General features: G+C 49.1%; 18 protein-coding genes. 11 read left to right on the forward strand and 7 right to left on the reverse strand.

Features of this window, described 5'->3' with window-relative positions; genetic code table 11:
- Positions 1 to 126 precede the first annotated feature (126 nt).
- Positions 127 to 852: a DUF3581 domain-containing protein gene (locus CAG64_RS17575; RefSeq protein WP_161448353.1), complete on the forward strand. Its 726-nt coding sequence runs from the start codon at positions 127 to 129 to the stop codon at positions 850 to 852.
- Between the two features lie 43 nt (positions 853 to 895).
- On the opposite strand, the gene CAG64_RS17580 is transcribed toward CAG64_RS17575, so the two are convergent.
- The 3 genes from CAG64_RS17580 to ydiJ form a co-directional block, all read right to left on the reverse strand.
- A complete protein-coding gene (locus tag CAG64_RS17580) occupies positions 896 to 2,515 on the reverse strand; it encodes a S1 family peptidase (RefSeq protein ID WP_161448354.1) in 1,620 nt (539 codons plus the stop codon).
- Between the two features lie 134 nt (positions 2,516 to 2,649).
- A complete protein-coding gene (locus tag CAG64_RS17585) occupies positions 2,650 to 3,117 on the reverse strand; it encodes a methyltransferase family protein (protein WP_202599469.1) in 468 nt (155 codons plus the stop codon).
- Between the two features lie 57 nt (positions 3,118 to 3,174).
- Positions 3,175 to 6,207, reverse strand: coding sequence for a D-2-hydroxyglutarate dehydrogenase YdiJ (gene ydiJ / locus CAG64_RS17590; RefSeq protein WP_161454726.1), 3,033 nt, complete (start codon positions 6,205 to 6,207; stop codon positions 3,175 to 3,177).
- Between the two features lie 187 nt (positions 6,208 to 6,394).
- On the opposite strand from ydiJ, the gene CAG64_RS17595 reads away from it, so the two are divergent.
- The 7 genes from CAG64_RS17595 to CAG64_RS17625 all read left to right on the forward strand — a co-directional run bounded on the left by CAG64_RS17595 (position 6,395) and on the right by CAG64_RS17625 (position 12,139).
- Positions 6,395 to 7,072 (forward strand): DUF3334 family protein, encoded by a 678-nt coding sequence (locus CAG64_RS17595; RefSeq protein ID WP_021705469.1) that lies wholly within the window; start codon positions 6,395 to 6,397, stop codon positions 7,070 to 7,072.
- A 121-nt stretch (positions 7,073 to 7,193) separates the two neighbouring features.
- Positions 7,194 to 7,877, forward strand: a complete 684-nt coding sequence (locus CAG64_RS17600) for a DUF2786 domain-containing protein (protein WP_161454727.1) — start codon at positions 7,194 to 7,196, stop codon at positions 7,875 to 7,877.
- A 112-nt stretch (positions 7,878 to 7,989) separates the two neighbouring features.
- Positions 7,990 to 8,658 (forward strand): OmpA family protein, encoded by a 669-nt coding sequence (locus CAG64_RS17605; protein WP_021705467.1) that lies wholly within the window; start codon positions 7,990 to 7,992, stop codon positions 8,656 to 8,658.
- A gap of 57 nt (positions 8,659 to 8,715) precedes the next feature.
- Positions 8,716 to 9,684: a tetratricopeptide repeat protein gene (locus tag CAG64_RS17610; protein ID WP_161454728.1), complete on the forward strand. Its 969-nt coding sequence runs from the start codon at positions 8,716 to 8,718 to the stop codon at positions 9,682 to 9,684.
- A gap of 172 nt (positions 9,685 to 9,856) precedes the next feature.
- Entirely contained in the window at positions 9,857 to 10,042 is a 186-nt protein-coding gene (locus tag CAG64_RS17615) for a hypothetical protein (protein WP_161454729.1), read from the forward strand.
- A 328-nt stretch (positions 10,043 to 10,370) separates the two neighbouring features.
- Positions 10,371 to 10,766 carry a SulA-like leucine-rich domain-containing protein gene (locus tag CAG64_RS17620; RefSeq protein WP_161454730.1) on the forward strand — a complete coding sequence of 132 codons (396 nt, stop codon included), beginning with the start codon at positions 10,371 to 10,373 and terminating at the stop codon, positions 10,764 to 10,766.
- A gap of 269 nt (positions 10,767 to 11,035) precedes the next feature.
- Entirely contained in the window at positions 11,036 to 12,139 is a 1,104-nt protein-coding gene (locus CAG64_RS17625) for a phosphoribosylaminoimidazolesuccinocarboxamide synthase (protein WP_161457679.1), read from the forward strand.
- A gap of 94 nt (positions 12,140 to 12,233) precedes the next feature.
- Here CAG64_RS17625 and CAG64_RS17630 read toward each other — a convergent pair whose 3' ends face one another.
- Positions 12,234 to 14,117: a methyl-accepting chemotaxis protein gene (locus tag CAG64_RS17630; RefSeq protein ID WP_161454732.1), complete on the reverse strand. Its 1,884-nt coding sequence runs from the start codon at positions 14,115 to 14,117 to the stop codon at positions 12,234 to 12,236.
- 255 nt (positions 14,118 to 14,372) lie between these two features.
- On the opposite strand from CAG64_RS17630, the gene CAG64_RS17635 reads away from it, so the two are divergent.
- Together CAG64_RS17635 and CAG64_RS17640 are read left to right on the forward strand one after the other, a co-directional pair.
- Positions 14,373 to 16,262 carry a DUF294 nucleotidyltransferase-like domain-containing protein gene (locus CAG64_RS17635; protein ID WP_161454736.1) on the forward strand — a complete coding sequence of 630 codons (1,890 nt, stop codon included), beginning with the start codon at positions 14,373 to 14,375 and terminating at the stop codon, positions 16,260 to 16,262.
- A gap of 9 nt (positions 16,263 to 16,271) precedes the next feature.
- Positions 16,272 to 16,991 carry a 3'-5' exonuclease gene (locus CAG64_RS17640; protein WP_161454733.1) on the forward strand — a complete coding sequence of 240 codons (720 nt, stop codon included), beginning with the start codon at positions 16,272 to 16,274 and terminating at the stop codon, positions 16,989 to 16,991.
- Positions 16,992 to 17,061: 70 nt separating this feature from the next.
- Here CAG64_RS17640 and CAG64_RS17645 read toward each other — a convergent pair whose 3' ends face one another.
- A complete protein-coding gene (locus tag CAG64_RS17645) occupies positions 17,062 to 18,636 on the reverse strand; it encodes a BCCT family transporter (RefSeq protein ID WP_021705459.1) in 1,575 nt (524 codons plus the stop codon).
- 394 nt (positions 18,637 to 19,030) lie between these two features.
- Here CAG64_RS17645 and CAG64_RS17650 point away from each other — a divergent pair, with 394 nt between their 5' ends.
- Complete coding sequence (locus CAG64_RS17650) at positions 19,031 to 19,507, forward strand: MarR family winged helix-turn-helix transcriptional regulator (protein ID WP_021705458.1); 477 nt, start codon at positions 19,031 to 19,033, stop codon at positions 19,505 to 19,507.
- A gap of 52 nt (positions 19,508 to 19,559) precedes the next feature.
- Here the strand turns inward: CAG64_RS17650 and CAG64_RS17655 are convergent, their stop codons facing one another.
- Complete coding sequence (locus tag CAG64_RS17655) at positions 19,560 to 20,195, reverse strand: LysE family translocator (protein WP_161488966.1); 636 nt, start codon at positions 20,193 to 20,195, stop codon at positions 19,560 to 19,562.
- A 131-nt stretch (positions 20,196 to 20,326) separates the two neighbouring features.
- Complete coding sequence (gene gyrA / locus CAG64_RS17660; RefSeq protein WP_021705456.1) at positions 20,327 to 22,963, reverse strand: DNA topoisomerase (ATP-hydrolyzing) subunit A; 2,637 nt, start codon at positions 22,961 to 22,963, stop codon at positions 20,327 to 20,329.
- Between the last annotated feature and the right edge of the window lie 124 nt (positions 22,964 to 23,087).

The raw sequence follows: 23,087 nt of genomic DNA on the forward strand, positions 1-23,087 counted from the left end.
GCCCGGCAATTTTGCCGGGCTTTTTTATGTTGCAGTCATTTGCAGGCGAAAACCTTACACTGGATGGACCATTAAACGCATAGAGTTGGATATAATGCCGGACAGTTTTGGCTACAAGCGTACATTATGTTTCTGACACCTTACTTTTCGACACAAGACAACCAATTCCAGTTCACTCGTGAACAGGCGAGCCACTTCGCTAAAAAAGTCGCGGGTGATTACAACCCTATCCATGATGAAGACAATAAACGCTTCTGTGTTCCGGGCGACCTGTTGTTTGCTGTTCTGCTGCAACAACAAGGCATCAGCCAGAAGATGCGTTTTGATTTCTCCGGCATGGTGAACGACGGAATTGCGCTGCACATCGAAAACAAGTGTGACAAAGAGGCCGCGGTAGTTGACGCCAATGGCAAAGAATACCTGCACATGAATCGCCAGGGTAACGTAAGCCACGATCAGGCATTCATCGAGCACGTAGTGACAAATTATGTCCAGTTCTCAGGCATGAATTTTCCACACATCATGGTTCCTCTGATGGAAGAGCAGCAGATGATGATCAATTGCCAGCGTCCACTGGTGATATACGAAAGCATGGAAGTGGAGTTTGAACGCCTCGATTTGACGCACCCAGAGGTCGAGTTCACTGGCGCAACCTTTGATGTGGAAGGAAAACGCGGCGTCGTCACACTTAACTTCGCATTCAAAGAAGCGGGCGAAATCGTCGGTAAAGGTTTGAAACGTATGGTTGCCAGCGGGTTGAAGCCTTATAACCAAGCTGATATCGACAACCTGGTTACACGTTTCAACGAGCGAAAAGATATGTTTCTTAAGCAGCTCGCACAGGCTGCCTAGCTTTTGAATATAAAAACACCCGCCCGATGGCGGGTGTTTTTATTTATGCGTATCGACGACGTAACGTCACCAACAAAGCCATCAACGCTCCGAATCCCAGCGAGCCACCGCCTGACGAGCTGGATGAACTGACGGACGTTTCCGAACCAAGCACGCTGTACTTCACGTTGGTAATGGATGCGCCATCCCCTTCGGTGTACTCCAAGCCTCGAGTGTAGACCAGCCTCAATGTGTTATCGAAGGTGACAAATTTCAGTGTCACCGGCACGTCAATCGACCCTACAATACTTTCAGAAAGGCTCCCGTTGATGTACACATCTAACGTGTCATAGTCCGATTGAGTACTTAGATCAAAGGTTACAACGCCGGAAGGGATTCCAGTAATCACCACTTCAGATTCTTCGAAAAAGCCCAGCGCGGGCGCCGAACGAACACCATTTTTCATGGTTGTCCAAGGGACATCATTCACAAATACCGCATCGCCTTTCATGGCGGCCAAGGCTTGGGTCACAGCATCACTGGCCTTGTTTCTGACTTCAAACGCCAGCCAGGCGTTGTCAGCATTGTGCATACCGCCAAAATTGTAGTCGTAAGACAGTTGATAAACATAGCTGCCAATGGCACTCACCTCAGTCTTCAGACTGACAATACACTGCTCACCGGGGTTCAGTGTCTTGGCTGAACACTGATCATCAAATACTGAGGAGGATGCTTTACCGTCTTCGTAAGTCGAGATGGTATTCATGTCCACAACCTGGGTCGAGTCGTTTACAAACGTAAAAGTTTGCGTCACGGTACCCGGCTCAATGTAGCCAAGATCAACATTGCGTTCGACATAAAAGCCTGATGCGTTTTCCTGAATCCAGTCATTGAAATAGGAAATGTCCGCATACACGCCATAGGTACCCTGCTGGCCGCACTGACTGCTGCCCCAGCTCACAATACCAACTTGTTTGATTTCCGAACCATCATTAAAAACAATAGGACCACCACTGTCACCGCCACAGGAATCGTAACCTTCAACATTGGCACGGCCAGCACAAAAGTTATCTTCTCCCACACTCGCAAAGTTCGGACTCGACGCATGGCAAATTTCATCAGATTGCATAAAGACATCGACCTGATGCAACTGGGCGGGGTATGTCGCCGTTTCAGGATCCGGGTCTTGATCGCCCCATCCCATTACGGTCAGCACGGTATTCAACGGTAATGTGGCATTAAACCCGTCCTCAGCAAGTGTCACGCTTTGCGCCTGTGACGCTGGAATCGTTCGCTCCAGCTCTATCACGGCAATGTCGTAATTCCAACCGCCAGCGCGGTAGCTTGAGTGCACGGTAATCTTCGATGCACCAACGCGGATCCCCTGAGACGACTCTTTGGTCAGATCATTAATCCCCACCACCAAGTCAATGTCATCTTCGCTCAGGTTATCAACGCAGTGCGCAGCCGTAATGACATAACGGCCTTTGTATAACGTGCCACCACAGAACTGACCACTCATCGCTTCCTGATTCTTGTGTACGATCGCCGTCATGTACGGCCACTGTGACGCATTGGAAGGGAAGCCATCAATGATATATGGCGTGAATTCGGTCGCTTGGGCACTGGCCAACCCAAGCGTCGTGGCGCCTAAAGCCAGAACAACCTTGCCAGAAAGACTCATATCTTGTTCCTTATTATCCGTTATTTTTTGGAAGCAAGATCATAGCGAATAGTTATCGGTTGGGATATAAAATATCAATAACTTATCGTTGAAATGAGAGATAAAGAGCAAAAGCACTAATAACAAAAATATTATTAAATCCAACGCCTTACGCGAGACAAGTACGACTTATATTCCTCTCCGAACAGCCGACCTAACACGCGCTCTTCAGGTCCAATCTGAAAGCGATTCATGTAAAGAATAAAAAAGTAAGGCATTACCAGTGCAACAGTGTTCTCCAGCCAATAGCCCGCGCCGAACAACAAAATCACCAAGCCCAGATACATGGGATTGCGAGAATAGGCAAAGATACCGCTATCGACAACCCGGGAGGCGGACTCCGGCTTAACCGGGTTGACTGTGGTCTGCATTTTGCGAAATTCATGAATCCCGGCAAGGCCAACATAACCGGCTAAAACCACGCAAATCGTCGCCACCAGCCAGGTAAACGGTAACGACACCGACGCAAACGTCATGACGGAGGCAAACCGCTCCATCAGAATCAACCAAACGATGAACAGCGCGACCGGGGGAATGCGTAACTCGAGTTTATGAATAGACATCCTTTTCCTTCCATAACGGTAAACGTTAAGCCCGGCATGTTCAGCCGGGCTATAGGATTAAGCGAGAACTTTCAGCAGTGCCTGCAATGGATGCTGTGTCGGCACCTGTTCAAACCTTTTCACCTGACTTCGGCACGAATACCCCGTAATCAGGCAGCGGTCTTTCGGTAGCGATTCCAGACTTGGTTTCCAGCTTAAGCCATAAATATCTTTCGACATCTGCAACTTATCGACTTCGTGGCCAAATGTACCCGCCATGCCACAACATCCGACAGCGATCGCATTGAGCTTAGCACCAAAGTGAGTAAAAATAGCGCCCCACTCCTTCTCTGCATTCGGCATCTTTGTTTTCTCAGTACAATGAGAAAGCAGATACCAGGCTTCGCTCTCTGCAGCCTCCGCCGCCGGGAAAGACGGCAAACGAGGATGCAACCACTCGTGGACATTCAGCACGTCAAAATCGCCCCGCTTGTCACCCAGGACTTCCGCGTACTCATCGCGGTAACAGAGCACCAGCGCCGGATCGACGCCAACCATAGCAATCCCCAAATCGGCAACCTGTTCAAGAAACGCCGCTGTTGAGTGCGCGCTGTTGGCAAACTGGCGAAGGAAGCCTTTGATGTGCTGCGCTTTACCATTCGGCTTAAACGGCAATAACACCGGAGTCATCCCAAGCTTTTTGACCAAATGAGCAAAGTCTTCCACCACACCGGCGTCATAGTAACTGGTAAACGGGTCCTGCACGATCAACACGTGTTGACTGCGTTCCTCTTTGGACAGCAACGCCAGCTTTTGCATATCAAAGACCGGTAGACCACTCAATCGTTTTGACAAAACGGGAACCGACAGCAGCGGCGCATCAACATACCCGACCGTCGATGCGGTCAGGCGTTTCAGCCAAGGTTGCTTTAAGGCCGCATTCACTACTTTAGGCGCTTTGGCCATCACAGGCAGCACAGATTCAATATTAGCCACCAGATAATCTTTCGCCGGGCGTTGGTAACGTGAATAGTAGATATTCAGGAACCGGGAGCGGAAGCTTGGTACATCCACTTTAATTGGACACTGACTGGCGCACGCCTTACAGGCCAGGCAACCATTCATGGCTTCCAGCACTTCGTGAGAAAAATCGTACTCATGCCGTTTGTTCAACGTATTGCGCACCCGATCAATCATGGTTTTCACGCTTGGCGAAGCAGATAGAGTCTGCTTTTCGAGATCGAGAATATCTACCCCATGCTCCGTCAGTTGGCGTAACCATTCACGGACCAAACCCGCGCGCCCCTTCGGAGAGTGCCGACGGTCAGCGGTCACTTTCATCGACGGACACATCGGAGACGCTGTATCGTAGTTAAAACACAGTCCGTTTCCGTTACACTCCATCGCCTGTTTAAAGCTATCACGTACCTGAACGTCAATCTGACGGTCGAAATACCCCCGCTTGGTGCCCGTTACTTTGACCAGCTCTGCATCACTGTTCAGCGGTGTACAGATCTTACCCGGGTTCATCTTGTTGTGCGGGTCAAACGCGGCTTTGACGCGACGCAACTCAGTAAACAGTTCTTCACCAAAAAACGCCGGACCGTACTCAGAGCGATACCCCTTACCGTGTTCACCCCACATCAGACCACCATATTTGGCCACCAGCTTGACCACGTCATCGGAAATCTCGTGCATTAACGCTTCTTGCGACGGGTCACACATGTCTAGAGCCGGGCGTACATGCAGTACTCCGGCATCCACGTGACCAAACATCCCGTAATGAAGCTGCTTACTGTCGAGCAACTCTCGAAACTCGACGATAAAGTCAGCCAGATGCTCTGGTGGCACACACGTATCTTCTGCAAACGCCACGGGCTTAGCCGCACCTTTGGTGGCGCCAAGCAGACCGACCGCTTTTTTACGCATGTTGTATATGCGACCGATGCTGGCTAAATCGCTGCACACCTGATAACCGATGATGCCCGCCTGCTCACTTTCCAGCATGTTATCGAGCTGCAAGGTCAGTTGGCGTACCTGTTCGGCGACTTCCTGTTCGTCCTGACCGGCATACTCAACCATATTAATGCCCTGCATGTCCTTACCTGGCACATCGGTCAGCAAATCACTGACGGTATGCCAGACAATATCCTGCTTGGCGAGATTGAGCACTTTTGAGTCAACGGTTTCTACAGAAAGGGCTTTTGCTTCCACCATAAAAGGGGCATGACGCAATGCGGAATCGAAGCTGTTGTACTTCACATTGACCAGTGTGCGCGCTTTCGGGATCGGGGTCAGGTTGAGCTTGGCTTCGGTAATGAAGGCCAACGACCCTTCTGAACCACACAAAATGCGAGTAAAATCGAATTCGCCCTGTTCATTCAAGGCATTTTTCAGATCATAACCCGTCAAAAAACGGTTGAGCGGCGGGAACTTATCCAAAATTTGGCCGCGCTTGTTACGGCATACCTGCTCAGCGACATCGACAGCCTGAGCCGCTAACGTCTCAGGGCTCGCCTCCCCATGAGACAAGTCTGATTCCAGTATCGAACCATCAGCGAAAACGGCCTGCAACGACAGGACATGATCCGACGTTTTACCGTACTTCAGTGACCCCTGTCCCGATGCATCGGTGTTGATCATTCCACCCAGTGTAGCGCGGTTACTGGTCGACAGGTCCGGCGAGAAGAAATAGCCAAACGGACGTACCACATCATTAAGCTGATCTTTCACCACACCAGTCTGGACACGGACCCAGCCTTCTTCGGAGTTCACTTCCAACACTTGATTCATGTGACGGGACAAGTCGACGATGATGCCTTTGGTCAACGATTGACCGTTGGTCCCAGTGCCGCCTCCACGAGGTGAGAAAGTCACTCGCTCATAATCAGATTGACTGGCAATTTTGCCGAGAAGTGAGACATCATCGGTGGATTTGGGGTGTACCACCGCCTGGGGAAGTTGTTGGTAAACGCTGTTGTCGGTTGAAACAGCCAGACGACTGGCATACTGAGTTTCAATATCACCGCTGAAACCAGCGGCTCTCAGCTCCTCAAGATAACGTAAAACAACGGCATCGACATCGGACTGAGTATCAAGTCTTGGTAACATTTGCTTCCTGCCCCTATGGTGCTGATCCTCTCAGCACTGGGTTAATTTAATTTTAATCTTTGAGTTTCGTCACTTTACAACATTTAAAAAGGTGATCAAAACAGAATCTCGGTGCCAAAATGGAAATGTTCTATAAATATCGAGACGCACGCATTCACATCATCATTCTTATCAGAGCGAATCCATAATGAAAAAAAACAAAGTGGTCACCACCGAAGACATTTTATTAAAGCTTTGCCAATCGGTTTCAGGCGTACTTTCTTCCGCCACTAACTCCCACGTCTCTTACTCCGCCATGGTGCAGAAAATCAGCAAAACCAGCCTTAAGCCGGACTTTGGCTGTTTTGTGTTGTTCGACGGCGGATTCTCTGGCCTGGTTGTCATCAACTTTACGGCGAAAGCCGCACTGGAAATTTACACCAATTACATGCGCAATATGGGCATGCCAGAAGAGGAACTGGCTGTGCTGCATACCTCAGATGAAGTCGGCGATGTGCTGGGTGAGCTGATGAACCAACTGGTGGGTGACTTTACCAATAAAGTGCGCAAAGAGCTGCAAACCAACATCACGCAAAACCAGCCTAAGATGCTGTCTATCAACAAACAGGTTATTCTGCAGGTGGATACCAATCTTGATCGCCCACAAGCGCGCCGGGTCACTTTCTCCACCGCGAACAACAACATCTTCTACCTGGAACTGGCAATGGATAAAACGGAATTCATCCAGCTTGAAGAGTTTGAAATCGCAGAAGATGAAAGCCCGGACGACATCTTGGAACAGACTCAACAAAGAATGAGCAACAAAAGCTCGCAATCGGAAGCCGATAACTCCGCCGACGATCTGCTGGACGAACTCGGGCTGTAACCTTCTCTTGTCACAAACGCCGCTTTCAATATTGAGGGCGGTTTTTTCCTTTCTTCCCCTCGCAAGCCAAAAACGGTAAAATGTCGGACTTTTGATTCAACAGAGAGCCGTTTTTTCGTCAATGGATAAACAGAAAGCCCTTAAAAAGATCGCTAAGTGCCTGGAACTTGGCAATTCAGCCAACGTTAATGAAGCCGCGAATGCCATCAAGATGGCACACCGGTTAATGCTGAAATACGGTCTGGACAAAGATGATATTGAATTCATCAAAATGGGCAAGACGAAATCGACTCATTTGTTGCCTGCCAATATCAGTTCCACTCTTCTGCGTATCATCCGTGGCATCAACACAAAATTTGGTGTGGAAGCCGTGCTGGTCAATCACAAAGGCCTGAAGCGGTGTGAGTTTATCGGTGAAGCAGACCGTGCCATCTTTGCCGCGTTTGCCTTCGATATCATTTATCGCGAAATGAATGAACAGACAGGCCAGTTCCGTAACAGCTTTGCTGGCAGCGGCACCTCAAACGGGGAGGTCACCCGTCGGGTAAACTCGTTCGTTTCCGGTTGGGTTGAGGGGGCTTTAGAAAAGTTGCCCATCATTACGCCTGATGAAGAGTCGGCCAATAAAATCAACAACTACATCGATAAAGAATTTGAGAATATCGATCGGGAAACGTTCAAACAACAGCTACGCGAGGCGATGAAAAACCTCACGGACGATTACGAAAAAGGGTTAAAAAAAGGCCGCACGGTATCTGTTAACAGACCGATAGATGGTGCGCAAGCGCCCAAAATGCTTAAATAAACGTCAGCATTTTTAGCATTAGGTCAATTTATACTTATCCGGTTTGACATAAGTATTAGTAAAGCGTTTATTCTTTGGGTGTTAATCTGAAAAAACACACGGAGAGATTACGGTGAAAAAATTAACGCTTGCTCTTGCCGTTGCAGTCATCCTGTCCGGCTGTCAGGCTACTCAGCGTCAGGATGCCACAACTGGCGAAACCGAAACCAACTCTGCAACAAAAGGGGCTCTTTGGGGAGCGCTGGCAGGTGCGGCAGTAGGTCTGGCTACAGGTGACGATGCCAAAGAACGTCGTCAGCATGCCCTGTGGGGTGCAGCTGGTGGCGCTGCGGTTGGTGGTGGCGTAGGTTACTACTTCGACCAACAGGAAGCGGCGCTACGTAAACAACTTTTAAACTCGGGTGTTCAGGTTCAGCGTGTCGGTGAAAACCAATTGGTGCTGCGTATGCAAAACGGCATTGGTTTTGATACCAACTCATACCAACTGAACAGCAGCATCCATAACACTTTGACCGGCGTAGCCCGAATCCTGGTCGAATATCCGGATACCAGCCTGGTGATCAGCGGTTACACGGACAACACGGGTAGTGACACCTACAACCAGTCACTGTCTGAACGTCGCGCTGAATCTGTGCGTTCTTACCTCTTGTCTCAGGGTGTAGCGTCTGGCCGTGCCATCGCACGTGGTTACGGCGAACGTAATCCTATCTGTACCAACGGCACATCTGAAGGTCGCGCATGCAACCGCCGAGTGGAAATTCAAATTCTTCCGCTAAAATAGTAACATTCGGGACTCAGTAGCAATACTGAGTCCTTTGTTATTGATGGAAGCAATCCGATGGTGAAGCCGTTACTCCCTTTCCTGGTTCTTTTTTCTGCATTTTCCGTTGCCGGGCCAGCACCCAGTTTGCTGGATCAGGCAAAACGCAACGACCCTGCCGCTCAGTTAGAACTGGCTCACTACTACCAAACCACGCCTGGCGAAAAAGCCAGTGATGCCTTCTATTGGTTACAACGCAGTGCAGACAACGGTAACCTGACCGCGCAGGCCAGATTGGGACACGCTTATCTGGATGGTCGCGGTGTCGAGCAAGACGTTGCCGAAGGCATGTTTTGGCTGAATCGTGCGGCCACCCAGGGGGACGTTGACGCCCAATACGAGCTTGGCCAGTGGTTTGAAAGCAAGCACGCAACGGACATCGCACTGGGCTGGTATCAACTTGCCGCACAACGCAGCGCCGATGCAGAAAGTGCCTACTCCCGATTACTGGAAATCAGGTTTAACCGACAGCGCGCCAAGCAACTTGATCAATTCAAGGCACTCAACCAACTTTCTGACGATCAGCCCCTTTCCTCTCCTTTCAAGTGGTTATCTCAGATTTATCTCATTCCCGCTGGCATGCTGCTGTTAACCGTATTGCTCTACGCCGCTTTCCGACTAGGCAAACAACGAGCGGAAAATGAGTATGACGTAGTGGAAGGTGAAACGTTAATGCGTCAGATTGAGGACAAAGACGCCGAGTTACTGAAACTCAAAAAACAGCTGCAAATCTTGTTCAGGCAGCTTAAGTTTGCACAAAACCCACCTCAGGCTAACGTCTCCCCTTCGAGACCAGAAGACGCCACAACGGCCACAGCATTTGCGATGCTTGGATTCACCGTTGACGACAAACTCGACAATAGAAAGATCAAGCTACGTTATAAGCAGTTGTCCCGGCTATATCATCCCGACTCAAAAGGCAGTGAGGAAGAGATGAAGCGCCTCAACAGTGCGTTGAAAACGGTACTTAAAGTTGTTAATAAATAGTTACACATCTAAAAAAAGCCAAGTGATTAAGTTTCACACAGCCCGAAATCAAAAGGACTGACGCAAACGATCCCTCTCGCACTCTGAGTAACAAATAGTTAACTCGTGTTAGGCAACTATGTCATAATCGCCGCCGAAAATGACACCTAACTCAACACAGGTGGGAGAGACTATGTTTACTATTGAAGGAATCTGCGACTGGTGCAAAAAGCCAAACTTGCTGGCAAAGCACGAGTACATTGACGGCAAAGCACACCACTCATGCAAAAATTGCAATGACCTAGCTTCACTGGATGTACGCCAGTTTAACCTCGCAGAGCTTCAGCACAGAGAACGTCAGCAAATTCAGCCACGTTAACAACCCGATAATAAGCGCCCGTTGGCGCTTATTGACTTTTCCTTCGTCTCATCCTTCTTCCCCAAGGTCACACTCACTACTGTATACAGTACTTTTCTGACATCGGCACAAGACAAAACTGTATATCCGGTCACAAATCATCATACTTTTCCAATGTTAAACCCCGCACCGAAACCAATAAATAATCTTTATTTTACATATAGTTGGCTAAGAAAACTCTCATTTATCCAGTCGACTATCCCTATCCCCTACACAAAAACCACTTGATCAGTTCCTTATTTAAAACTACTGTATACACATACAGCATGTATATAAGGACAGTTAAGTTATGTTTCAGGCACATACACACTCAGCTTCATTTTCTAAATACAATGTATTGGCGCAACCGACTGAACCGATGAAGATCCCTCGGGAAGCCCTGCAACGTCTGGCAGGTTTATCATCTCAGGGTCAATGGATTTTGTTTACCGCCGAGTGTCCTCGTCCGGATTACAAGCAATTTGCAGCGTCTAACGTCAGCTGCAACAAAATCATTCAGATGAAGCCTTCCCGATCTCAGTCTGAACTGGAGATCGTGATAAAAGCGATCAAATCAGGCAATGCCAGTGCCGTTGTGGCATCGAATCAAATTGATGTGGTCAATCAGCACCTGTTGAAAGACTTTGGTCGTGTGCATCACTGTGAAGTTTTTTTCGTTGAAGGCAGAACCAAACAGTACCATTAACAAGTTCAACGAATCGACAGCGATGTGTGATACCCACTGCCATGCTTTTGACTGTCTTTGCGCCTCCGCCTGTAAGGAGGCTTTTTTCTATCTATTATGTCTATTTTTGATCTCAGTCGGTGGCATGATATTTTAAGGCAAACGTTTGCTTTTATCTGGAAGCCAGAAATAGTTCTGGTATGATGCCTGTCGAACTGGTGTTTTGAGCCAGAGCATCGAAGCTCAAATCATCGACTGTATGCTTCTTAACTCTAGATAGGAATGTCTCAATGAGCCTTGCCGATCAAGTTCTCGCCGTAAACGACGATCTTCCCATTCGTACCCACCTACCGGTTCATAGCGGTAAAGTCCGCTCCGTCTACTGGCTGACCGAAGAGGACAGCAAACGTCTAATTCAAGAAAAAGGCTATAATGTCGCCCCGGATGCGCCGCTGGCGATCATGGTGATCAGCGACCGGATTTCCGCTTTTGACTGTATCTGGAAAGGCGAAGGTGGTTTGAAAGGAGTACCGGGTAAAGGCGCCGCATTAAATGCGATCTCCAATCACTGGTTTAAACTTTTCCAACAGCATGGATTGGCCGACAGCCATATTTTGGATATCCCTCACCCTTTTGTTTGGATCGTTCAAAAAGCGAAACCGATCAAAATTGAAGCCATTTGCCGCAAGTACATCACAGGCTCCATGTGGCGTGCGTACGCCAAAGGCGAACGCGAGTTCTGTGGTATTCAACTACCGGAGGGGCTCGAGAAAGACAAACCATTGCCTGAATTGCTGATCACACCATCGACTAAAGGTATTCTGAGCGGCATTCCGGGCGTTCCAGAAGCGGATGATGTCAACATCACTCGTCAGAATATAGAAGACAATTTCGCTGCGTTTAACTTCACCTCGGCGGCGGATATCACTCAGTATGAAACCTTGCTTAAAGACGGTTTCGGTGTGATCAGTGAAGCACTGGCTAACGTGGGTCAGATCTTTGTTGATACCAAATTTGAATTCGGCTATGTAACTGATGCTTCCGGTCAGGAGAAGCTGATTTACATGGACGAAGTTGGCACACCAGATTCCTCCCGAATTTGGGATGCGAAAGCGTATCAGAATGGCGAGATAGTCGAAAACTCAAAAGAAGACTTCCGTCAGTTTCTGCTCAACTACTTCCCAGACCCGGATATCCTGTTGAATAAAGATCGCATGCCAGAGCGTGAAGCATTGGCGCACGACAATGAACTGCCGCAAGACGCTCTGATGGCGATCTCACGCACCTACACAGGCATTGCAGAGAAAATCACTGGGCAACCGGTTCACCTCAGCGCAAATCCGAAACAGGAAATCATTGATGTTCTGAGCCAGTCTTATGGCCTGATCGACTGAGAACGCCCGTGCATGAATGACGTTCGTTATTCTAACGGACACTGATAAAAAAACGCCAGTCTGAGACTGGCGTTTTTGTTTTGGTCGAGAGGAGTTACAGCTTGAAGCGGCTGATTTCTTGTTCCAGCTCGTAAGACAGCTCAGAAAGCTGCGCAGCCTGAGACGCGGCTTCATGCGCTTCGTCTGCCAGCTCATTCGACACGTCACGGATACCGACTGTGTTACGAGTAATCTCCGACGTGACCGACGCTTGCTCTTCAGCGGCCGATGCAATCTGAGTGGCCATATCGCTGATGCTCTCCACAGCGGATTGAATCTGAGTCAGACTTGCTGCTGCCAGATTCGCGTCATCAACACTGGTGGTCGCCAGCATACGACTGTCATCCATAATGCCGACCGCTTTCGCCGTTGTGCCCTGCAGCGTTTCAATCATCTGCTGGATCTCTTGTGTTGAGGCATGCGTACGTTGGCTCAGAACACGAACCTCGTCAGCTACCACAGCAAAACCCCGCCCCTGCTCACCCGCACGTGCCGCTTCGATCGCCGCATTCAGTGCCAACAGGTTGGTTTGCTCCGCGATGTCCTGAATGGTCGACAAAATAGTATTGATGCTGTTGCCGTGCACTTCCAGCTCTTTAATCACTTCCGTTGCAACCTGAACTTCTTCTGCCAGATTCTGGATAGAACCTTGAGTCTGATTCACTTGCTCGGCGCCATGCTTAGAAGCGGTAACGGCTTCAGTTGAGCTTTGCGCTGTGTTGTCCGCGTTGCCTGCGATTTCTTGTGTCGCAGCAGCCATCTCATTGATCGCGGTGGCGACCATATTGATTTCATCCTGCTGCGTGCGAATGCGGGTGCTACGCTCTTCGGCGTGCGATGCGGTTTGCTTCGCTTGTTCAGACAGAGCCGCTGAAACGTGGCTCAGCTTCGAGACCATGGTGTGCATGTTACCCACAAACACGTTGAAGTTTTGCGCCAATTGGCCAACTTCATCATCACTGCGTGGTTCCAAACGTTGAGTCAGGTCACCTTCACCAGATGCAATCTCTTCCAACGCAACAGACACCCGGCCCAGATCACGGAACAGGAAGCTCACCAACCAGGAAACAAGAGCAATCACGATGATAGTGATGATCACGGCGGTAATGATCAGGCCACGAAGGAGCTGTGCGTGCGCCGCTTCTTCTGTGGATTTGTCCATTTGGATCGCGAATACCCAGTCCGTACCCGGAATATTCTTGAAGTACAGCAGTTTATCCTGACCTCTCACTGTGATGTCATCGATGCGCTTTGCATTCGCAGCATCTTCAATCGAACTCATCGTAAGTGATTTGGCAATGGTGTTCACGGGCTTAAGGATCAGGGATTTATCCGGGTGGGCCAGGAAAGTGCCGTTCTGCTTGTCAATCAACATAGCGAATGCATTGTCGCCGGCATCCAGGCTGATCACATCATTGATCAACTGATCAATCAGTACATCCGCACCAACAACACCGACAAACTGGCCGTTTTTACGTACTGGCTCAGCGATGGTCACCAACAATGCATTGGTGATCGCATCCTGGTAGGCCGTAGTAATGATTTGCTTGCCTGCCGCTTGCGCGTCTTTGTACCAAGGACGCGTACGAGGATCGTAATCGGCACGATTACGTTCAGGATGAGAGCGGTACATCTCGCCAGCCGGCGTCCCAAAAAAGATGTCATCGAAGCCACCCGCTTTCCGCGCCTGTTGCAGATAAGGAACAACATCCATTTCTTGCGAGTAATCGTTGAAAGCAGTGGAAATACTCTTACGGATGTTAACCCAGTCAGAGATACCGGAAGAAGCTGCGGTGGCAAGACTTTCGGCACGGGCGTACACGCCATTACGGGTTTGTTCAAAAAGTTGGTCCGCCGACAGCCAGGTTAGTGCCGTTGCCATAGCAACGACCGCTGACAGGCTGGCGCCAATCAGCTTTTGTTTCAGTGAAATTTTCATTGGCATTACGTTATTTTTAGGAACAGATAGAAGTGCGAATATTAACCAGATTTTATATTATGTGCACGCAGTATTGATAGTTTTTTTAAAATTTATAACCACATGTTTTTAAACAATTTTATTTTGACATTTTATTGTCACATGACAATAAATTAACACTACTCTGTCATTTAATTTCCGACAAAATACCGTCGCAATTAGAGATATTTACCCTCTTCATGTAGTATCTATGAAAACACCCTAATGGAGTGCATGATGGAAGCAGAACTGCTTGAAATTCAAAATTTTCTTTCGCAACACCCTCCTTTTAACGAACTGCCGGAAGAGGTTCTGCAACATGTCGCGCGACATGTTGAAATCTCTTACTTCCGTGAAGATACGCCCATCATCCACTTCGGTGATCAAATTCATGACTTGTATGTGGTGCGTAGTGGCGTCGTGGAAGTTTACCGACGTAAGGGCGAACTGTATAACCGCCTGGATCAAGGGGCGCTGTTCGGTCAAATGGGTCTGCTGACCAATAACAAAGTGCGTTTTCCCGCCAAAGCCACTGAAGATACTTTGCTCTATTGCATCCCCGAAGACATCTTCCAGGACCTGTATGAAAATCACGACAGCTTCGCGGATTTTGTCGAGGTGCAGGATAACGCCCGTTTGCGTCAGGCGATCTCTAGCAGCAACGAACAAAACGACTTAACCACGTCCAAAGTGCGTACCTTGCTCAGCGGTGAAGCGCCATTCGTACAGAAAAACGAAACCATACAGAACGCCGCGATCAAAATGGCTGAAGAGAATGTGTCGTCATTGCTGATCATCGACACCGAAGTGTTAGAGGATGATGAAGATGACAGCTCTTCCCTGCTCGGTATCATTACCGACCGAGACTTGTGTACGCGAGTTCTGGCAGCGGGTCTGGATCCGCAGGATGAGGTGGCTTCTGTGATGACCACCGAAGTCATTTCGCTTGATCACAACGCCTATGTCTATGAAGCCATGCTAACCATGCTGCGTTACAACGTGCATCACCTGCCGGTACTCAAAGATAAAAAGCCGATTGGTGTCATCGAAGCCACAGACATCGTCCGCTATGAATCACAGAACTCACTGCTGCTGGTCAGCAGTATCTTCCAGCAGCAGACAATAGACGACCTCGCTTCGCTGTCAGAACAGGTCAAAGACAGCTTTGTCAGATTAGTCAACGAAGATGCCAACTCTCACATGGTCGGCAGTGCCATGTCAGTGATTGGTCGCAGCTTCAAACAGCGTATTCTTGAGTTGGCGGAAGAGCAGTTTGGTCAGCCTCCGGTGCCATACTGTTTTCTCGCCCTGGGCTCTATGGGTCGCGACGAACAACTGATAGTCACCGACCAGGATAACGCCATTATCCTTGATGACAGTTTCGACAAAGACAAACATGACGCCTATTTTGCTGAGCTGGCGACATTCGTGTGCGACGGACTGGCGAAATGTGGCTACAGCTACTGTACCGGGGACATCATGGCGACTAACCCAACGTGGCGGATGACCCGCCGCGAGTGGGAAGAGTGTTTTGCTGACTGGATTGATAACCCGAACCCGAAAGCGCTGCTCAACGCCTCTATTTTCTTTGACCTGGATGGCGTCTATGGCCGCTTGAAGTGGGCAGAACAACTCAACGGCTTTATTGTGCGTCGAGCACGAAGAAATAACCGCTTCCTGGCCTGTCTGGCACGCAACGCGCTGAACCGCACGCCGCCTCTGGGTTTCTTCAAAGACTTTGTGATGGAAAAAGACGGTCGTCACAATAACTCGATCAACCTTAAACGTCGCGGTACAGCGCCACTGGCAGATTTGATCCGGGTGCACGCTCTGGCGGTTGGCTCCCGTTCACAAAACTCCTTTGAACGTCTGGATGACATCATCGACGCAGGTATTCTGCCAAAAGGCAAAGCAGAAGATTTGCGAGACGCACTGGAATTCATCTCTATGGTGCGAATTCGTCACCAAGCCTACGATGTCGAAAACAACATTGAGCCCGACAACAATATTGAGCCAGAGCACCTGTCCGATTTCGAGCGCCGTAACCTCAAAGACGCCTTCCAGATCCTGAGTAACGCACAGAACTTCCTCAAGTTCCGTTATCAGGCCGGCAAAAGCTTTAAATAAGGTAACGCCATGTTGACAAGAAGTGTATCCAGCCCGCTGGTTGACTGGGAAAACAAGTTTCGTCAGAAGCAACAACTGATTCAGGATCCGGCACTGCTGGCATTCTATGGTCAGGCAGTGCCTCCAGCATCTACCCCAATGGAAGATGTGGTATTTCTGGCGATGGATTTCGAAACAACCGGCTTAAATGCCAAAGAAGATGACATCATTACCATTGGGACGGTGCCGTTTACCCTGAACCGGATCTTCGTCAATAAAGCCAGGCACTGGACCGTCCGCCCCAGCAAACAGTTGCCTGAAGAGTCGATTGTGATTCACGGCATCACTCACAGTGATATTCTCGATGCACCCGATTTGAGTGAGATATACCAAGAAGTGCTGGAGCAGATGGCCGGCAAAATCACGGTGGTGCATTACAACCCGATTGAACGGATGTTTTTTGACTCGGCGCTACGGGCGCGCATCGGCGAAGGGATTGAATTTCCAGTTGTAGACACGATGGAACTGGAAAGCACAATTCAAAAGAAACAGTTCGGTGGTCTGCTTAATCGGCTGAAAGGCAAAAAACCTCAGTCGGTACGTCTGGGTCAAAGTCGCTCCCGTTATGGACTGCCGCTGTATACTCCCCATCACGCGCTGATCGACGCGATTGCCACCGCAGAGTTACTGCAGGCGCAAATTGCACACCATTACAGTAAAGAGCAACCGCTCAAAGATTTCCTGCTCTAATCAAGCGATTCAAAAACGTAAGCAATAAAAAAAGGGGCCAATGGCCCCTTTCCTGAATGCGACACAGTGTTTATTGCTGTCGCTCCGTGCGCATCCCCATAACCAGGCTGACACACATGAGCAGTAACACAATGGTAAACGGCAACGCGGTTGAAATCGCGCCGGCCTGTAATGCCTGAATGGCCTCCGTACCACCAATCCACAGCAGAACGGCGGCCACTGCACCTTCCATCACAGCCCAGAAAATACGTTGCAGAACAGGCGCATCCACCTTACCGCCGGCCGTGATGCTATCAATCACCAGAGAGCCAGAGTCAGACGAGGTGATGAAGAACACCAGCACCAGAACCACAGCGATGGTCGACAGCACTTTACCCATAGGCAGAACGTCGAACATTTCAAACATCGCCAGTGATACGTCCGTCAGACCTTCCGAGCCTAGCTGGCCTACTTTGTCCACCACCTGTTCAATTGCCATACCGCCAAATACAGACATCCATACCAGCGTCACCAAGGTTGGAACGATCAAAACCGCAGTGATGAATTCACGTACTGTACGACCTTTAGAGACTCGCGCAATGAACATGCCGACAAATGGTGACCAAGAAATCCACCAAGCCCAGTAGAATACTGTCCAACCCTGGAACCAGGCTTCATCCGTCCGGCCATGAGGGTTACTCAGCGGAATGATGTTTTCTACGTAGGCCATAAAAGTGGTTGGGATCGAGCCAAACGTGATGGCGTAACCAATCAGCGCTACCATAATCAGCAGCAAAAATGCCACGATCATATTGATGTTACTGATCAGCTTCACCCCGCCTTCCAGGCCACGAATGACGGAATACGTAGCAAGCGCCGTGACCGCGATGATCACGATAATCTGAAGGCCCAGCCCCGATTCCACACCAAACACATGGTGGATACCGCTGGCGGCTTGCTGCGCACCCAGACCCAGCGATGTCGCTAGACCAAACAGCGTCGCTAATACCGCCAGAATGTCCACAACGTGACCAGCCCATCCCCAGGCGCGATCGCCCAGCAACGGATAGAAGATCGAGCGAATCGACAGCGGCAAACCTTTGTTGTAGGCAAAAAATGCCAGTGACAGTGCCACAACACCGTAAATGGCCCAAGGGTGCAATCCCCAATGGAACATCGTCGCACCCAACGCCATTTTGGCAGCTTCCGGTGTGTTCGGTGCCACATTCAACGGCGTTTCATACCAGCCCGTGTAATAAGCAACCGGTTCAGCGACACTCCAGAACATCAGGCCAATCCCCATCCCCGCGGCAAATAACATTGACAGCCAGGAGATAAAGGAAAAGTCTGCCGTGGCATCTTTACCACCCAAACGAATTTTACCAAATGGCGATACCACCAGCGCCAAACAAAAAATCACGAAAATGTTTCCCGACCAAATAAACAGCCAGTCGAACGCACCAATGATGCTCCATTTCAAGCCATCCAATGCGGTTTTCGCTGTGTGAGCATCAAGCACCAAAGCTGCCACAATAAAGAGAGCGATCAGGCCAGCACTTACACCAAATACCGGGTTATGGACGTCAAAACCCCACTTCTGTACATTATCCTGACCAACTGTATAGTCGGTACTGTCGATACTGTACTTATCAATACCTTTCGTCATTGTCCCCTCTTTCTCTTTCCTTCGAGCTCTATTCCTATAAACTCCGAACCATCTTCGTATCCAGCCGAAGCATTTAGTTTGTACTCATAACAATAAAGCTCGTTTCAACAAGCCCTGACATTCTACTGAAATTCTACTCACTTTCCACTTATCGTTTAAAATGAAAGCAAAAATTCAATAATATGAAATTCAAGCGAACAGAAAACCATCAGAACATCAGGCGCGCAACATAAGAATTACTTTGTGCACTAATATTTCTTACTCTTCTTAAAAATCTTTCTCAGAGATCGAATCAAACTATTGAGCATTTTCTGCTTTAAATACTAGGAAAGTTCAGGTATTTTCGCCTGAAATCTTCATCATTAAATACACTCAAACATTCAGGTTAAACAAGTTGGAAAAACACGAAGAAGTTCTGGTATCGCTACGTCAAATCATTCGCGCCATTGATCTGCATTCGAAGAAACTGAGCAAAGAATCGGGTCTCACTGCCCCGCAGCTTATTCTGATGCGTTCAATCAAAGAGCTGGGTGATGTGACCATCAAACAGCTGTCCAGTCACACCAACATGAGCCAGGCGACTGCGACGACGATTCTCGATCGTCTGGAGCGAAACGGCTATGTTCAGCGTATTCGCAGTGTGACCGATAAGCGTAAGGTACATGCTCACCTGACTGAAGCGGGTGAAGCGTTGCTGGACAAAGCGCCTTTGCCTCTGCAGCAGAGCTTTATCAACAAATTCCAACAACTGGAAGAGTGGGAACAGAGTTTGCTACTTTCCTCTGTTCAACGCATCTCGTCGATGATGAATGCAGAAGACATTGAAGCCACGCCGATGCTGCACTATGGCAGCATCAGCCAGGAAGTCTAACCTTCTAAAGACTAAGCCAATGACAACAAAGCGCCTCAAGAGGCGCTTTGTTTTATGCTCTGCTGCTCATCGATAATAACGTCCCTGCGCCAATAAATACGCTACCAGTCAATCGGTTAAATAACCTGGCACGCCCGCTGACAAACAACCAACCAGACGATTTGGCGCCTGCATAAGCGTATCCAGCCAACCAGCTCATCTCCAACGACATAAACGTCGCGGCAAAAATCGCGTATTGGCTAATTAACGGGGCGTCTGGATTGATAAACTGGGGGAATAAGGCCGTGAAAAACAAGATCGCTTTGGGATTACTGGCCCCAACGATGAAGCCAGCGACATAATGTTTGACGAATCCACGCCTCCCACCATCCGAATATTGTGACTCTCCTGCCGTGTAGTCGCGCTGCGTTGAGGTTAGCGACTGGTAACCGAGGTAGATCAAATAAGCCGCACCGCACCACTTAATCAGGTTGAAAGCCAATTCTGACGACGTAATCAGCACGCCCAACCCAGTAAATGACAAGGTGAGAATCATGGTGATCGCCGACAAGCTTCCCAAAGCCGTGTATACACCGATTCGCCAACCGTATAACGCACCGCGGGTCAGGCACAATAACGAACTTGGCCCGGGAGACGCCGTCAGTATCAATACGGCAACCAGATACAGCAACCAGGTATCTAAAGACATGATATCGCTCCTTGATATCGATAAAACGAACGGTTAATTCATCAAAATATGCATAGAAAGTAAATAGTTATTTTCTTCAGGTATAAAAAAACCGAGCTCATCGCTCGGTTTTTTGAATCAGAAGTCTCAAGTTACGCGTCGTCAGACTCTACGTCATCGCTCACATCGGATGCCGGTGTTTCCGTCGCTTCATCAGCCTCAACTGATTCAACCACTTCGCCTTCCTCATCCAGTTCGATTTCTTCAACTTCATCAATGCGCTGCAAACCAACCACAGACTCATCTTCAGCAGTACGGATCAAGGTGACACCCTGAGTATTCCGACCCACCTGGCTGACTTCAGCCACACGAGTACGTACCAGAGTACCAGCGTCGGTGATCATCATCATCTCGTCGCCTTCTTCCACCTGTACTGCACCCACGACTGGTCCATTACGCTCAGAGACTTTGATAGACACAACGCCTTGAGTCGCACGGCCTTTGGTTGGGTATTCCGCCAGTTCAGTCCGTTTGCCGTAGCCGTTCTGTGTCACTGTCAGAATGTCGCCTTCGTTTGCCGGAACAATCAATGATACAACCTGATCGTCATCAGCAAGCTTCATACCACGAACACCTGCCGCAGTACGGCCCATGGCACGCACTTTATCTTCGCTAAAGCGTACCACTTTACCGGCTTTCGAGAACAGCATAATGTCGCTGTCACCGTTCGTGATATCGACACCGATGAGGGAGTCATCGTCACGCAGATTCACGGCGATCAAGCCGTTAGAACGTACGTTAGCAAACTGATCCAGTGACGTCTTCTTCACTGTACCGTCACCCGTCGCCATAAAGATGAACTTGTCTTGAGAGAACTCATCCACACGCAAGATCGCTGTGATGCGCTCACCCTCTTCCAACGGAAGGATATTCACAATCGGTTTACCACGTGCAGTGCGGCTAGCCAGCGGCAGTTGATACACTTTCAGACGGTAAGTCTTACCGCGAGTAGAGAAACACAGAATGTTGTCATGAGTATTCGCCACCAGCAGACGCTCGATGTAATCCTCATCTTTCATTCGAGTGGCACTCTTACCTTTACCACCACGACGCTGAGCTTCGTAATCACTCAACAACTGGTACTTCACGTAGCCTTCGTGCGACAGCGTCACAACCACATCTTCGCGAGCAATTAACTCTTCCAGATCGATGTCATGGCTGGCTGCCGTGATTTCAGTGCGGCGAGCATCACCAAATGCATCACGAACGGTTTCCAGCTCTTCACGAATCACTTCCATCAGACGCTCAGTGCTGGCCAGGATGTGCATCAGTTCTGCAATCTCATCTAGCAGAGCTTTGTATTCATCCAGAATTTTTTCGTGTTCCAGACCGGTCAGTTTGTGCAGACGCAGATCCAAGATCGCCTGAGCCTGCTGCTCAGTCAGGTAGTATTGGCCATCGCGGATACCGTATTCCGGTTCCAACCATTCAGGGCGAGCCGCATCAGTACCGGCACGTTCCAACATAGCTGCAACGTTACCCAGATCCCAACCACGAGCAATCAGGCCCGCTTTTGCTTCTGCTGGTGTTGGCGCTTTACGAATCAGATCGATGATGTCGTCAATATTGGCTAGTGCCAGTGCCAAACCTTCAAGGATATGAGCACGTTCGCGGGCTTTGCGCAGTTCGAAGATCGTACGACGAGTCACCACTTCACGGCGGTGATCAACGAAACACTTCAGCATTTCTTTCAGGTTGAACAGCTTAGGCTGGCCATTGTCCAGCGCAACCATGTTGATACCGAACGTTGTTTGAAGCTGAGTGTTGGCGTAGAGGTTGTTCAGAACCACTTCGCCGACCGCATCACGCTTACATTCGATAACAATGCGCATACCGTCTTTGTCTGACTCATCGCGCAGGGCACTGATGCCTTCAACTTTTTTGTCTTTTACCAGCTCTGCGATCTTTTCAATCAGACGCGCTTTGTTCACCTGGTAAGGAATTTCGGTGACAATAATGGTCTCTTTGCCATTCTTGTCGGCTTCCACTTCCGCTTTCGAACGCATGTAGATCTTGCCGCGGCCAGTCTTGTATGCGTCGATGATTCCCTTACGGCCACTGATCAATGCTGCCGTTGGAAAATCGGGACCAGGAATGTAGTCCATCAGTTCATCAATGGTGATTTCTTCGTTATTGATGTATGCCAGACAGCCATCAATAACTTCACCCAGGTTATGCGGCGGGATATTCGTCGCCATACCCACTGCGATACCGGATGCACCGTTCACTAGCAGGTTAGGAATTTTCGTAGGTAATACGGCTGGAATCTGCTCTGTACCGTCGTAGTTTGGTACGTAGTCAACCGTTTCTTTGTCTAGGTCAGCCAGCAGCTCGTGGGCAATTTTTGCCATACGAACTTCGGTATAACGCATTGCTGCTGCTGAGTCACCATCGATCGAACCAAAGTTTCCTTGGCCGTCGACCAGCATGTAGCGCAGTGAGAACGGCTGAGCCATACGGACAATTGTGTCGTATACAGCACTATCACCGTGAGGGTGATATTTACCGATTACGTCACCGACAACACGGGCGGATTTTTTATATGGTTTGTTCCAATCGTTGCCTAGTACGTTCATCGCGAAAAGCACGCGGCGGTGTACTGGTTTAAGGCCATCACGCACATCCGGAAGAGCACGACCAACGATTACAGACATCGCATAGTCGAGGTACGAGCCTCTCAGCTCATCTTCGATGTTTACGGGCGTGATCTCTTTAGCTAGATCGCTCATAGAGCCATTATCCCTCTATTTATAGATCGTATGTACAATACGTTTAAGGTGCAAAAATATAACACACAATTCAACGGTTCGGCATTACTTTCCCTCCCCTTTTATCAGGTTGTGAGCTTTGTTG

Origin of the sequence: Vibrio sp. V38_P2S17PM301 (genome assembly GCF_009904845.1) — a bacterium.
GTDB classification, from domain to species: domain Bacteria; phylum Pseudomonadota; class Gammaproteobacteria; order Enterobacterales; family Vibrionaceae; genus Vibrio; species Vibrio proteolyticus.

Coding starts and splice junctions, on each gene's coding strand:
- CAG64_RS17595 (WP_021705469.1), top strand. CDS start 6,395: ATGAAAAAAAACAAAGTGGTCACCACCGAAGACATTTTATTAAAGCTT.
- CAG64_RS17615 (WP_161454729.1), top strand. CDS start 9,857: ATGTTTACTATTGAAGGAATCTGCGACTGGTGCAAAAAGCCAAACTTG.
- CAG64_RS17600 (WP_161454727.1), top strand. CDS start 7,194: ATGGATAAACAGAAAGCCCTTAAAAAGATCGCTAAGTGCCTGGAACTT.
- CAG64_RS17585 (WP_202599469.1), bottom strand. CDS start 3,117: ATGTCTATTCATAAACTCGAGTTACGCATTCCCCCGGTCGCGCTGTTC.
- CAG64_RS17580 (WP_161448354.1), bottom strand. CDS start 2,515: ATGAGTCTTTCTGGCAAGGTTGTTCTGGCTTTAGGCGCCACGACGCTT.
- gyrA (WP_021705456.1), bottom strand. CDS start 22,963: ATGAGCGATCTAGCTAAAGAGATCACGCCCGTAAACATCGAAGATGAG.
- CAG64_RS17640 (WP_161454733.1), top strand. CDS start 16,272: ATGTTGACAAGAAGTGTATCCAGCCCGCTGGTTGACTGGGAAAACAAG.
- CAG64_RS17655 (WP_161488966.1), bottom strand. CDS start 20,195: ATGTCTTTAGATACCTGGTTGCTGTATCTGGTTGCCGTATTGATACTG.
- CAG64_RS17620 (WP_161454730.1), top strand. CDS start 10,371: ATGTTTCAGGCACATACACACTCAGCTTCATTTTCTAAATACAATGTA.
- CAG64_RS17575 (WP_161448353.1), top strand. CDS start 127: ATGTTTCTGACACCTTACTTTTCGACACAAGACAACCAATTCCAGTTC.
- ydiJ (WP_161454726.1), bottom strand. CDS start 6,207: ATGTTACCAAGACTTGATACTCAGTCCGATGTCGATGCCGTTGTTTTA.
- CAG64_RS17625 (WP_161457679.1), top strand. CDS start 11,036: ATGAGCCTTGCCGATCAAGTTCTCGCCGTAAACGACGATCTTCCCATT.
- CAG64_RS17645 (WP_021705459.1), bottom strand. CDS start 18,636: ATGACGAAAGGTATTGATAAGTACAGTATCGACAGTACCGACTATACA.
- CAG64_RS17635 (WP_161454736.1), top strand. CDS start 14,373: ATGGAAGCAGAACTGCTTGAAATTCAAAATTTTCTTTCGCAACACCCT.
- CAG64_RS17610 (WP_161454728.1), top strand. CDS start 8,716: ATGGTGAAGCCGTTACTCCCTTTCCTGGTTCTTTTTTCTGCATTTTCC.
- CAG64_RS17630 (WP_161454732.1), bottom strand. CDS start 14,117: ATGAAAATTTCACTGAAACAAAAGCTGATTGGCGCCAGCCTGTCAGCG.